The organism is Arthrobacter pascens (genome assembly GCF_030816475.1).
Lineage (GTDB): Bacteria > Actinomycetota > Actinomycetes > Actinomycetales > Micrococcaceae > Arthrobacter > Arthrobacter pascens_B.
The window spans coordinates 1,493,090-1,505,497 of sequence record NZ_JAUSXF010000001.1 but is presented as its reverse complement, the minus strand read 5'-3'; the positions used below and the strand labels follow the sequence as shown (position 1 = coordinate 1,505,497).

Annotated in this window: 11 protein-coding genes and 1 tRNA gene; 11 read left to right on the top strand and 1 reads right to left on the bottom strand. The window is 62.0% G+C overall.

The annotated features are described in order from the left end of the window. Window positions 1-81 precede the first annotated feature (81 nt). The 6 genes from QFZ40_RS06975 to QFZ40_RS06950 all read left to right on the top strand — a co-directional run bounded on the left by QFZ40_RS06975 (window position 82) and on the right by QFZ40_RS06950 (window position 6,784). The gene (locus QFZ40_RS06975) at window positions 82-1,098 is read left to right on the top strand and encodes a LacI family DNA-binding transcriptional regulator (protein ID WP_306903575.1); all 1,017 of its coding nucleotides are present in this window, start codon (window positions 82-84) and stop codon (window positions 1,096-1,098) included. Window positions 1,099-1,310: 212 nt separating this feature from the next. Next, a complete protein-coding gene (locus QFZ40_RS06970; protein WP_306903574.1) occupies window positions 1,311-2,660 on the top strand; it encodes an ABC transporter substrate-binding protein in 1,350 nt (449 codons plus the stop codon). Window positions 2,661-2,737: 77 nt separating this feature from the next. Then, on the top strand, window positions 2,738-3,721 hold the full coding sequence (locus QFZ40_RS06965; protein ID WP_306903573.1) for a carbohydrate ABC transporter permease: 984 nt from the start codon (window positions 2,738-2,740) through the stop codon (window positions 3,719-3,721). After that, entirely contained in the window at window positions 3,718-4,638 is a 921-nt protein-coding gene (locus QFZ40_RS06960) for a carbohydrate ABC transporter permease (protein ID WP_306903572.1), read from the top strand. Before QFZ40_RS06965 ends, QFZ40_RS06960 begins: the two co-directional genes overlap by 4 nt. A 58-nt stretch (window positions 4,639-4,696) precedes the next feature. Continuing rightward, window positions 4,697-6,208, top strand: a complete 1,512-nt coding sequence (gene arfA / locus QFZ40_RS06955; protein ID WP_306903571.1) for an arabinosylfuranosidase ArfA — start codon at window positions 4,697-4,699, stop codon at window positions 6,206-6,208. A 51-nt stretch (window positions 6,209-6,259) separates the two neighbouring features. Continuing rightward, window positions 6,260-6,784 carry a hypothetical protein gene (locus QFZ40_RS06950; protein ID WP_306903570.1) on the top strand — a complete coding sequence of 175 codons (525 nt, stop codon included), beginning with the start codon at window positions 6,260-6,262 and terminating at the stop codon, window positions 6,782-6,784. A 2-nt stretch (window positions 6,785-6,786) separates the two neighbouring features. On the opposite strand, the gene QFZ40_RS06945 is transcribed toward QFZ40_RS06950, so the two are convergent. Then, complete coding sequence (locus QFZ40_RS06945) at window positions 6,787-7,242, bottom strand: MarR family winged helix-turn-helix transcriptional regulator (RefSeq protein ID WP_306906850.1); 456 nt, start codon at window positions 7,240-7,242, stop codon at window positions 6,787-6,789. Window positions 7,243-7,337: 95 nt separating this feature from the next. Here QFZ40_RS06945 and bcp point away from each other — a divergent pair, with 95 nt between their 5' ends. The 5 genes from bcp (at window position 7,338) to QFZ40_RS06920 (ending at window position 12,405) form a co-directional block, all read left to right on the top strand. Beyond that, a complete protein-coding gene (gene bcp, locus QFZ40_RS06940; protein ID WP_306903569.1) occupies window positions 7,338-7,823 on the top strand; it encodes a thioredoxin-dependent thiol peroxidase in 486 nt (161 codons plus the stop codon). Window positions 7,824-7,931: 108 nt separating this feature from the next. Next, window positions 7,932-8,013 (top strand) — tRNA-Leu (locus QFZ40_RS06935). A 257-nt stretch (window positions 8,014-8,270) separates the two neighbouring features. After that, entirely contained in the window at window positions 8,271-8,945 is a 675-nt protein-coding gene (locus QFZ40_RS06930) for a fasciclin domain-containing protein (RefSeq protein WP_306903568.1), read from the top strand. Between the two features lie 205 nt (window positions 8,946-9,150). Beyond that, complete coding sequence (locus tag QFZ40_RS06925) at window positions 9,151-10,824, top strand: ABC transporter substrate-binding protein (RefSeq protein ID WP_306903567.1); 1,674 nt, start codon at window positions 9,151-9,153, stop codon at window positions 10,822-10,824. 78 nt (window positions 10,825-10,902) lie between these two features. Next, a complete protein-coding gene (locus QFZ40_RS06920) occupies window positions 10,903-12,405 on the top strand; it encodes a malate:quinone oxidoreductase (RefSeq protein WP_306903566.1) in 1,503 nt (500 codons plus the stop codon). The last annotated feature ends 3 nt before the right edge of the window (window positions 12,406-12,408 follow it).

Below are 12,408 nucleotides of genomic sequence, written 5' to 3'. Positions count from 1 at the left end.
ACTTGGCCGCCTGCCCAGCTTCGGTTCCAACGATGTAATCTCTGTAGGAGAGGCGGCTATCTGCCTTTACGAGAGGACGAAATGGCGATCACGATGCGTGACGTGGCCCAGCTGGCAGCCGTGTCAATCAAGACGGTGTCCAATGTGATCAACGATCACCCGAACATCAAGGCGGAGACACGCAGCCGGGTCCTGTCGGCCATCGATGACCTTGGCTACCAACCCAACCTTTCGGCGCGGGGGCTCCGCTCCGGCCGGACGGGCGTGATCAGCCTCATCATCCCGGACCTCAAAAACGCATACTTCGCCGAGCTCGCAGACGCTGTCATGACTGCCGCCACCCAGAGGGGGCAGGCGGTCATCATCGAGCAAAGCGGCGGGGAGCGGGAACGCGAGCTCCAAATCCTTCATGGACCGCGGATGAGGATGGTGGACGGCATCCTCTACAGCGTGCTCGGTCTTGGGCAGGAGGACGCCGGACTAATTGATATCCCGACACCTGTCGTGTTGCTCGGTGAACGCATCTTCAACGGCCCGGCAGACCACGTAACCATGCAGAACATCGAGGCGTCCCAAGCAGCAACCGAACATCTGCTTGAACTCGGGTGCACAGAACCCCTCGCCTTTGGAGCCCACTCCGGCGAGGTGATTGGCTCGGCCGGGCTGCGACTTGAGGGGTATCGCCGGGCGTTGAAGCGCGCAGCAGTACCTTACCGGGAGGAACTGATCATCGATGTCCAGGCCTGGCATAGATCTGACGGAGCCCAGGCAATGCGGCGGGTGTTGGCGTCGGGACTCACCTTTGACGGCGTGGTGGCCTTTAACGATTCGATCGCCCTCGGCGCCATGAGCGTCATGCAGGATGCCGGCCTTAAGATTCCCGACGACGTGGCCATCATCGGATTCGATGATATTGACGAGACGCGATACTCGCTGCCCGCACTCTCCACTGTGGACCCAGGACGCCAGGAAATTGCTGAGACCGCCGTGCGGATGCTTTTGGAGCGGATCGATGGAGAAGGGGCAAACATTCCACCCCGGGAGTTTGAATCCTCCTTCCGGATTATTCCCCGAGGATCCTCTGCTCGGGCCGTCTGAAACAACCCTAAAAATAACTCTTGACTTGCCAACGCCCTGCCATCAGTATGGTTTACATCGATTACATACATCGATGTAAATGAGTGAGCAGCCTCCTCTACATCCTACCAAAAGCCCCTAAACAGGCAGTCCAAGCACGCCTTTGGACAGGCAGGTGCGGAGACTCGCTTCAGACGATGACGTCCAGTAAATGCAGCACCGAAGGGACCCACGTGAACAAGAAAACAATCGCGGCCGCATTGTCGACGGTCGCCCTGGCTTCGAGCCTCTCGGCCTGCTCCGGAGGAGATGCCGCTTCCGAAGGCGCTGGCACGACCAATTGCACAAACAAGATCGTCCACGCCGATGCACCGAAAGTCTCAGTTTGGGCGTGGTACCCGAACATGGCCACGGTTGTGGACAATTTCAACAACGCGCACACCGACGTGCAGGTCTGCTGGACTGTGGCCGGCCAGGGAGCCCCCGAGTATGCCAAGTTCCAGACCGCCATCCAGGCCGGCAAGGGTGCACCCGATGTGATCATGCTCGAGGCGGACCAGCTAACGGGATTCGAACTGCAGAACGCACTGGTCGACCTGAGCGCGTTCGGCGCGGGCGACGTGAAGAAGAACTTCAGCGAGGGCTCCTGGAAGGACGTCTCCCAGGGGGACTCCGTCTACGCCATACCGGTCGACGGCGGCCCGATGGCAATGATTTACCGCAAGGACGTGCTCGACAAGTACGGCATTCAGCCGCCCACGACGTGGGCCGAATATGAGACGGCGGCCCAGAAGGTCAAGGACGCCGGCGGACCGGCCTTTGGTGACCTTGGCAGCAACGTTCCCGCCGCTTTGACCGCACTGATGGCACAAAAAGGTGCCGTTCCCTTTACATACGACCTGGCGGACCAAAAGAACATTTCCATCAACCTTGACAGCCAGCCGGCGAAGGACGTGTTGAACTACTGGGCCGGCCTGGTGAAGAAGGGCCTGGTCGACACTCAGGACCAGTTCAACACCGACTACATCTCCGGCATGGTCGGCGGTAAGTACGCCACGTACATTTCCGCAGCGTGGGCCCCGGGATACCTGACCGGCTCCGGAGTCGGCAAGGGGCAGGAGAAGGGCACATTCGCCGTCGCGCCTCTCCCCCAGTGGGATCCCGCCAACCCCGTCTCGGTGAACTGGGGCGGCTCAACCTTCGCAGTCACCTCGCAGGCAAGCGACAAGAAGCTGGCTGCCGAAGTCGCCAAGGGCCTCTACGCCGACGATGCGTCGCTCACGGATGGCTGGAAAACACAGACCATCTTTCCACTCAACCAGAATGTGCTGAAGTCGGACGCCTTCATCAATAACAAAGTCGACTTCTTCAACGGTCAAACGGCCAACAAGGACATCTACATTCCGGCCGAGAACGCCTACCACGGCTTCAACTACAGCCCGTTCAGTGTCTACTACTACGCCCAGCTGCAAGCCGAGACCGTCAAGATCAACTCAGGCGAAGTCAGCGGAGAGCAGGCGGCCACCGAGCTGCAGAACACCATGGTGACTTACGCAAAGAGCCAGGGGTTCACAGTCAAGTAGCAGCCCGGCCCTGCTCCGCCTGCCAGGCGTTGGCGGAGCAGGGCCGGATCGACCGACAGAAAGACGCAGGACAGATCATGGCAGTTCACGGGTCAACGGTGACACCCTTGCCGCAAGACGCTCCACCGGAAGTGCGGGGCCGCTCAGCACGCAATGAAGGCAGGGGTTCCCGCAACAAGACAATGGCGTCACGACGGGCACGGATGGGTTGGCTCTTCATCGCCCCCTTCGCGCTGGTCTTCGTCGCCTTCCTCCTCGCCCCCCTGGGTTATGCCCTTTACCTGAGCCTTTTCACAAAGGGCCTGGCGACAGGTACCCGGTTCAGCGGGCTGGAGAATTATGCGCACGCATTCACCGACCCGCAGTTCCTTAGCGGGGTCTGGTTCGTCGTCCGCTTTTCCTTGGTTCTCATACCGGTACAAATGGCGGTTTCCTTGGCTGCCGCCCTGGTCCTGGACCACCTGACCACCAAACTCGCCAAGTTCTCGCGGCTAATGATCTTCCTTCCCTACGCGGTGCCGGCAGTCATAGGTGCCCTCATGTGGGGATTCCTCTACAGCCCGTCATTCGGGCCGCTGCAGCAGCTATTCTCCCTCTTCCATGCTTCAGCACCCTTCCTTCTTAGCCAGGACAACGTCTTCTACGGGCTGCTGAACGTGGTGACCTGGCAGTGGGCCGGCTACTACATGATCATCATCTATGCGGCACTCCAGGGAATTGACCCTTCCCTTTACGAGGCAGCAAAAATCGACGGAGCCTCCACCCGCCAGGTTGCCTTCCGAATCAAGGTCCCCCTGGTGTCCTCTGCGCTGGTGCTGATCCTGATATTTGCCCTGATCGGAACCCTCCAGTTCTTCTCGGAGCCACAAATCCTGGGCCCGGTCGCCAACGGCAGCATCACCCCGGACTTCACACCGAACATCTACGCGTTCAACCTGGCCTTCGGCTACGCCCAGTTCAACTATGCGTCCGCCATTTCCTTTTCCCTCGGCATTGTCGTCTTCATCGCCGTGTATATCTTCATGTTCGCCACCCGGAAAAAAGGGAGCACCCTCTCATGAGCGCAGCCACGACCTCTGCCCCCGCCACCGTCCGTTCCCCCCTCGCCTCCCCCGCCAGACGGCCAAAGCCGCGTCGAAATCTCGTGGCGCACATCTTTCTGGGCGTCCTGGTGCTGTATTTCCTGGTTCCGATTTGGTGGCTCTTCGTGGCCAGCACGAAGGACGCTGAGGGGCTTTTTGCCGGTTCCTCAGGCGCCATGTGGTTCGACAAGAACTTCAACCTGGTGGCCAACCTCCAAGACCTATTCACCTACAACGGCGGGGAGTACTTGCGGTGGCTAGGCAATTCACTGCTCTATGCCGTTAGCGGCGGCCTTGGTGCCACCGCGATCTCGGTCCTGGCCGGGTACGGCTTCGCCAAATACAAGTTTCCGGGACGGGACCTGACCTTCGCCCTGCTCCTCGGCGCGGTCATGGTTCCCATGACTGCCCTGGTCATCCCCACGTTCATCCTGCTCTCCAACCTCAAGCTGACCGACACCGTCTGGGCCGTTATCCTGCCATCGCTGCTGAGCCCCTTCGGCGTCTACCTCATGCGTGTCTACACCGCTGACGCCGTACCGGACGAGCTGCTGGATGCGGCCAGGGTGGACGGCGCCGGCGAGCTGCGCACCTTCTTCCAGGTGGCCCTGCCCCTGCTCCGGCCTGCACTCGTCACCGTTCTGCTGCTATCCGTCGTCGGGACCTGGAACAACTACTTCCTGCCGCTGGCCATGCTGTCCACGGCAAAGCTCTACCCGCTTACCGTCGGCATCGGCCTCTGGTCTCAGCTGGCGTCATCAAACAACGGCGGTGGCCATTCACTGTGGAGCCTTATCATCGTCGGCTCCTTCGTCTCCATCATCCCCCTGGTCGTGGCATTCCTGACCCTGCAAAAGTACTGGCAGGGTGGCCTGTCCCTCGGAAGCCTCAAATAGTACGTCGTCGACACGCACGACACCGACAAGCGACCCGCCCCTTACCTAAAGGACCACCATGGTTTCCGCGCGCCTTACCATCGACCCGCAATTCTCCATCGGCCCCGTCAATCCGCGCCTGTTTGGCTCATTCATCGAACACCTGGGCCGCTGCGTCTACGACGGCATCTACGAACCCGGCCACCCCAATGCAGACGCCTCCGGATTCCGCACGGACGTTATCGAGCTCGTCAGGGAACTGGGCGTTTCTGCCATCCGCTACCCCGGAGGAAACTTCGTCTCCGGCTTCCGCTGGGAGGACAGCGTAGGTCCACGGGACCAGCGCCCCCGTCGGCTGGACCTGGCCTGGCACTCCACTGAGTCAAACGAAGTGGGCCTGCACGAATTCAGCTCCTGGCTGGAGAAAGTAGGCAGCGAGCTAATGCTCGCTGTGAACCTCGGCACGCGGGGCACCGAGGAAGCCCTCGACCTTCTGGAATATACAAACATCCGTTCTGGAACAGACCTGTCCGAGCGACGAGTAGCAAATGGCCGTGACGAGCCATTCCGCATCAAAATGTGGTGCCTCGGTAACGAAATGGACGGCCCCTGGCAGCTGGGGCACCGCTCCGCCGAGGATTACGGCAAACTCGCCTCCCAAACGGCAAAGGCCATGAGGCAGCTTGACCCGTCTGTCGAACTGGTGGTCTGCGGCTCCTCCAACGCACAGATGCCCACCTTCGGGGAATGGGAGCGGGTGGTCCTGACCCACACGTACGACGACGTGGACTACATTTCCTGCCACGCCTACTACGAGGAGAAGAACGGGGACCTGGCCTCCTTCCTGGCCTCCGCATCCAACATGGACCGGTTCATCGAATCAGTGGTTGCGACGGCGGACCACGTCAAGGCCGTCAACGGCAGCACAAAAACCATAAACGTCTCCTTTGACGAGTGGAACGTCTGGTACAACGAGCGGTTCGAGAAGGTGGACAAAATCGCGGGAATCGACAACTGGCCCACTGCTCCCCGCCTTCTGGAGGATGCCTACTCGGTCGCGGACGCCGTCGTGGTTGGCAACCTGCTGATCTCACTGCTCAAGCACGCCGACCGCGTTACCTCCGCCTCCCTTGCCCAGCTGGTCAATGTGATCGCCCCCATCATGACCGAACCCGGCGGTCCCGCCTGGAGGCAGACCACGTTCTTCCCCTTCGCCCTGACGTCCAGGTTTGCCAAGGGGAACGCCCTTGACGTCAGGCTGGAAGCCGAGGCCTATACCACCGACGTCTACGGTGAGGTCCCGCTGATAGATGCCGTTGCCACGTTCGACGCCGCCACCGGCACCACTGCCGTCTTTCTGGTCAACCGCTCCCAAACGGAAGAAGCCGACGTCACGGTAGATGTGACAGCCCTGAAGGGCAGCATAGTCTTGGACGCCCAGACCCTGTCCGATGCGGACGTGTATGCGAAGAACACCCTCGACCAGCCTGACCGGGTGGGCCTTACGAAGAACAAGACCGTAGCTGTCCGGGACGGCTTCCTCGGGATCACCCTGCCGCCTGTCTCCTGGACTGCCGTGCACCTCGGCTGACAGCTTCCCAGGTGGGGCAGGCCAGGTCTTTCGACCCCTAGAATCAGGTTTATGGGTACACGCGTTGTTTGCCTTGGGGCAGCGGCGATTGTGCTGACTGCATGCTCGCCCGTGATCCCCCCGGCACCCTCTTCCGCTCCCGGCACGGCACCTTACGCAACCGCGAGCGCCACACCTGCTCCGGCACCGTCCGTGGACGCTACCGAAATCGCGTTTGAGCTGAAGGCCAGGGTCCCGACCATCACAGCGGTCACAACACTTACCGAAGACCTGGACACTAGCAGGATGCTGGGCCGGCCGGGCCACTACCTCTCCGCTGCCTGGATCACGGACGCCGGTGCCGCCGAAGGGAGGACCGGAATCGATGCCGGCGCCGTTGTGGAGGTGTTCGCCAACGCAGCTGACGCCCGGGAACGGTCTGCTGACATTCAGGAGGTCCTGAAAAAGGCGAGCCCCGTGTTCGGGACCGAATGGCACTACCTGAAGGGTGCCACCCTGTTGCGCGTCAGCGGCAAGCTCGCACCATCCACTAATGACCGCTACGCTTCAGCGTTCCGTGCAATCAGTGGAGCCTGACTTCACGCCAATGGTGCCTCGTCTACCAGGGCCCTGGTGACCGGCGAGGCGAACTGGTGCGCCAGCTCCCTGACCACAGCCTGGAGTTCCTGTCGAAGTACGTCCGGGTCGATGGAAGCAGCGGCAAGCACCGAACGTTCCATCTCCACGGCAGCGGCTGCTGCCTCTTTGCCGCGTTCAGTCAGCGAAACAACGTGGCTGCGGCGATCGGATGTGCTCCGGACGCGGGCAATATGGCCATGGCTTTCCAACCGGCTCAAGGTTTTACCCATGGTCTGGGCCTGGACGCGGACATACTGGGCCAGTTGTGCCTGGGTCATGGGCCCCTGCGCCGCAAGAACTTCAATGGCGATCACACCGGCATGGGTCAGCCCAATGGCTCCCAGCTTTTCGTTCCATGAGTGTTCAACGAGACGGGCCGCAGTGGACAAGAGGCGCCCCGTGGGCCAGCGATCCATATCAGGCATATCAGCAGTATAGCCAAGTGCCGATTCGCACCGGCCCGGTGCTGTTACTAAAATGGTGTGTCCGGCCCGCTACAAGGAGACAAACATTGGCTGACAGACTCACCACGGGGGCCGACGCGCCCGACTTTACCCTCAAGGACTCCTCCGGCAAGGACGTCAGCCTGGCTTCCAGGCGCGGGCGCAGCACCATCGTCTATTTCTACCCGGCTGCTTCCACCCCCGGCTGCACCAAGGAAGCCTGCGATTTCCGTGACAGCCTGGCGTCCTTCCAGTCTGCGGGGTACGAGGTCCTGGGCATCTCTCCCGACCCTGTGGCAAAACTGGCGGCCTTTGCCGCCAATGAGGGTCTGAGTTTCCCGCTGCTGTCCGACGAGGACCATGCGGTTGCGGAGGCGTACGGCGCCTGGGGCGAGAAGAAGAATTATGGCCGGACATACCAGGGACTTATCCGTTCCACCATCGTTGTCGATCCGGAAGGCAAAGTGGCATTGGCCCAGTACAACGTCCGGGCAACCGGCCACGTGGCAAAACTCCGCCGTGACCTGGAACTTGACCGGCAGCCTGCTAAGTAATCGCAGGTCGGGCTGACGGGAAGCCCCCGGCCCGACGCTACAATGGAAACTGGCATCCGCCGTCGTACGCTTTTCGCGTAGTCGGACGGAGTTGGATATGGGTGCCGCGCGCGAGTGGTGAAATTGGCAGACACGCAGGATTTAGGTTCCTGTGCCTTCGGGCGTGGGGGTTCAAGTCCCCCCTTGCGCACAACTGTGGTGAGGCGGGTCATCCTTTACGCATGATTCGAATCACCCGTTTACACCCCGGTCTTTGGACCGGGGTGTTTTTCTTTCCGCGGATGCGGGCACCCAAAAACTCCTTGAGATTCAACCCATCCGGGCCGCTGCAGCGCCCGAATAGCCCTTGAGACACCAGCCCAGGCAGGTGCCTACGAGTCGGAAGAGGCGATTGCCGCAGCAGCACCGCGGCGGGCCATTGAATCGGCACTAACAAGGAGAACCGAAATGCAGTCATTCAAGCGCACAACCTTCACCGCTACAGGTGTTGCAGCCGCAGCCCTGCTGAGCCTGACCGCCTGCGGTGGAACCGCCGCCACGTCCCCGAACCCGTCGGCCAACACGGCGGCACCTTCCGCATCCAGCATGGCCTCGTCACCAGCGGCAACGTCGGCTGCGGCGATGGACCCTGCCCGCGACCTGGTCGGTCCCGGGTGCGCCGGCTACGCGGCAAAGGTTCCCAGCGGCGCGGGATCCGTAACGGGCATGGCGCTGGATCCTGTCGCCGTCGCAGCCTCCAACAACCCCATCCTGACCACGCTGACGGCCGCTGTTTCCGGCAAGCTGAATCCGAAGGTCAACCTCGTGGATACCTTGAACAGCGGCGAATTCACTGTCTTCGCGCCAGTGGATGACGCTTTCGCCAAGATCGATGCCGCCACCATCGAAACCCTCAAGACGGACGACGCCCTGCTGGGCAAGATCCTGACTTACCACGTGGTCCCAGGCCAGATCACTCCGGACAAGATTGCGGGCACCCACACCACTGTCCAGGGCGGTTCCGTGACTGTCACGGGCAGCAAGGACGCCCTCATGGTTGACGGCGCCACCGTCATCTGCGGCGGGGTCCACACGGCCAACGCCACGGTGTACCTGATCGACTCGGTGCTGATGCCCAAGTAAGCATGCACCAACGGCACCAGGCTGCGGACCGGTTTCTGGACCGGGCCGCAGCCTGATGCTCGTGGCGCCGGGACGTCCGTCGGGCCCGGCACCGGCATTCGCGAACCGCTGGCGAGCATCAGCCCGGAAGCACCAAGGTCTGTCAACTAGACTTGGCCCGGTCCGCAGTCAGCGGTGCCGGCAGCAGCCAAGAGGTGATAAACGAGTGCCCAGCAGTACATCGCGGCGAACGGTGATCAAGACCGGCGCCGTCCTCCTCGCGTTGACGGCAACGTCCTGCACGGGAGTCCCGGCACCCTCGCCCACCTCCACAACTCCCTCTACAACACCCCCCGAAGCCACACCAACGGCCACCTTCAACTTCGGCACCGCGTCCCAGCCCCTGGGACTGGACCCTGCCCTCTCCAACGACGTGGAAACCTACCGCATCACCCGGCAGATCCTCGAAGGCCTGGTGGGGGTGGACCAGACAACCGGCAAGCCCACTCCCCTGCTGGCCACGGAATGGAGCGAATCCGACGAAGGCCGTACCTACACCTTCACCCTCCGCAGCGGCGTCACCTTCCAGGACGGCACCCCCTTCAACGCTGACGCCGTGTGCGCCAATTTCAACCGCTGGTTCACCTTCTCTGAAGCGCTCAGGAAACAGGCCCCGGGCAGCTCCTTCAAGGGCGTGTTCAAAGCCCACTCCGACGAGGCGTCCCTGTCGATCTTCAAGAGCTGCACCGCCCTGTCCCCGGATACCGTACGCATCGATCTGACCCAGCGCTTCACCGCCTTCCTGCAGGCGCTGACCCTTCCCGCCTTCGCCATCGCCTCCCCGACAGCGCTCGTCAAGGGCACCGCCGACGTCCTGGACAAGACACGCGGGGGCCAGCCGTTGTCCGCCTTCGCCAGCAACCCCGTGGGAACGGGCCCGTTCAGCCTGTCCGCCTGGGGCGACACCGGCGTCACGCTGGTCAGCAACAACAGCTACTGGGGCAGCCGGGGCCAGATCGCCACGATCAATTTCCTCACCTACGACCACCCCGAGACGCGGCTCCAGGCCCTCCTGGACGGCAAGATCGACGGGTATGACGCCGTCACGGTCGGAAACTTCGACCAGCTGGTGAAGCGCGGCAAGCAGATTGTCCAGCGTGACCCCTTCTCCGTCATGTACCTGGGCATCAACCAGGACCTGCCGCTCCTGCAAAAAGACAAGATCCGCCAGGCGATCGAAATGGCGATCGACAAGGACTTCCTGATCCGCAAGTTCTTCATCGACAACACAGCGCAGGCAAGCCAGTTCGTCCCGCCCAAAATCAGTGGCTTCAACAACAGCGCTCCGACACTGGGCCACGACCCGGACAAGGCCAAGACCTATCTCTCCGACGCCGGCTATGCGGGTGAGGAGCTGAGGTTCTACTACCCGCTCAACGCCACCCGGCCGTACCTCCCCACGCCCGAGAAGGTGTACGCCGAAATCAGCCGGCAGCTGGTAGCCGTCGGACTGAACATCAAGCCGGTGCCGGTGGACTGGTCCGACGGGTACCTCCAAAAAGTCCAGTCACCCGGCGACCATGCCCTTCACCTGCTCGGCTGGAACGGAGCCTATGCGGATCCCGACAACTTCCTGGGCCCGCTGTTCGGCGAGAAGAACGGCGAGTTCGGGTACCAGGACCCGCAGGTCTTCTCCAAGATCAACCGCGCACGCGGCATGCCCGATGGCAAAGACCGCGACGACCAGTACCGCACCATCAACGCCCAGATCGCAGCCTCCATCCCTGCCGTCCCAATTGCCTTCCCCATCTCGGCGCTTGCCTTGTCTGACCGCGTGCTCAGCTACCCGGCGTCTCCTGTCTTAAACGAAGTTTTCACGAAGGTCCAGCTAAAGCCTTGACGGGCCCGGCCAATTTCAGTATGTGGCCGGGCGGGGATATTCTGTGACAGCCAGAGCCGCTGCTATCGGAGACTGATTGTGACTTTCATTTCCAAGACCCAACATGCCGACGTCGTCCTGATTGGCGGCGGCATCATGAGCGCCACGCTGGGTGCGTTCATCAAGCAGCTTGAGCCGGACTGGAGCATCTCCCTTTTCGAACGGCTCGATGAACCCGGACTGGAAAGCTCCGGACCGTGGAACAACGCAGGAACGGGCCATGCCGCCCTCTGTGAGCTCAATTACACCCCCGCAGCCAAAGACGGCTCCGTTAACCCTTCGAAGGCCTTGCTCATCAACGAGCAGTTTCAGCTCTCCCGGCAGTTCTGGTCCCACCTCGTGGAGCGTTCCCTGATCGGATCGCCCCAGGGCTTCATCCACACCGTCCCGCACATGAGCTTTGTCATCGGCGAGGACAACACCAAATTCCTCCGGACCCGGTATGAGGCGCTCAAGGGCCACACGCTGTTCCGCAGCATGGAATACTCCGAGGACCACGGCCAGATCGCCAAATGGGCGCCGCTGATCGTCAAGGGCCGCGACCGCCAGCAGCGCATCGCCGCAACCCGCGCAGCCGAAGGGACCGACGTCGACTTCGGCGCACTCACCCGGGAACTGACCACCTACCTGGGGAACAACGGCGTCGAGGTCAACTACGGCCATGAAGTCACTGGCATCTCCAAGGCTTCCGACGGCGGCTGGGACCTTTCGCTGAAGTACCCGGCCTCCGGGGAACACGGGAAGATCCACGCAAAGTTTGTCTTCGTCGGTGCAGGCGGCGGCGCGCTTCACCTGCTTCAGGCCTCCGGCATTCCGGAAAGCAAGGGTTTCGGCGGCTTCCCCGTCTCCGGCCAGTTCTTCCGCTGCACGGACCAGTCACTGGCGGCGCAGCACAGCGCCAAGGTTTATGGCCAGGCTTCCGTCGGCGCCCCGCCCATGTCCGTTCCGCACCTGGACACGCGCTACGTCAACGGCAAGCGCTCGCTGCTGTTCGGGCCGTACGCCGGGTTCTCCACCAACTTCTTGAAGAGCGGCTCGTACCTGGACCTGCCTCTGTCCATCCGGCCCCACAACATCATTCCGATGCTGGCAGTCGCCAAGGACAACATGGACCTGACGGCCTACCTGATCAAGGAAGTCGCTAAGCGCCACGGCGACAAGGTGGAAGCCCTGCGCGAATACTATCCGGAGGCCAAGGACGGCGACTGGGAACTCATTACGGCCGGCCAGCGTGTACAGATCATTAAGAAAGACCCGAAGAAGGGCGGCGTGCTGCAGTTCGGGACCGAAGTGATCGCGGGCCGCGACGGATCCATCGGAGCGCTGTTGGGCGCATCCCCCGGTGCTTCCACCGCGGTGCCCATCATGATCGAACTGCTGCAGAAGTCCTTCCCGAAGAACTTCAAGGGCTGGCAGGCCAAGCTCAAGGACATGATGCCCGGATACGGCGTCAAGCTCGATGACAACCCGGAACTGGCCGCGGAGCTCGAGAGTGCAACGGCAAAGTCGCTCCAGTTGGAGAGCGTCTCGGCCTCCCGCTGACCC

Coding starts and splice junctions, on each gene's coding strand:
- QFZ40_RS06930 (WP_306903568.1), top strand. CDS start 8,271: ATGCAGTCATTCAAGCGCACAACCTTCACCGCTACAGGTGTTGCAGCC.
- QFZ40_RS06945 (WP_306906850.1), bottom strand. CDS start 7,242: ATGGATCGCTGGCCCACGGGGCGCCTCTTGTCCACTGCGGCCCGTCTC.
- QFZ40_RS06960 (WP_306903572.1), top strand. CDS start 3,718: ATGAGCGCAGCCACGACCTCTGCCCCCGCCACCGTCCGTTCCCCCCTC.
- arfA (WP_306903571.1), top strand. CDS start 4,697: ATGGTTTCCGCGCGCCTTACCATCGACCCGCAATTCTCCATCGGCCCC.
- QFZ40_RS06950 (WP_306903570.1), top strand. CDS start 6,260: ATGGGTACACGCGTTGTTTGCCTTGGGGCAGCGGCGATTGTGCTGACT.
- QFZ40_RS06965 (WP_306903573.1), top strand. CDS start 2,738: ATGGCAGTTCACGGGTCAACGGTGACACCCTTGCCGCAAGACGCTCCA.
- QFZ40_RS06975 (WP_306903575.1), top strand. CDS start 82: ATGGCGATCACGATGCGTGACGTGGCCCAGCTGGCAGCCGTGTCAATC.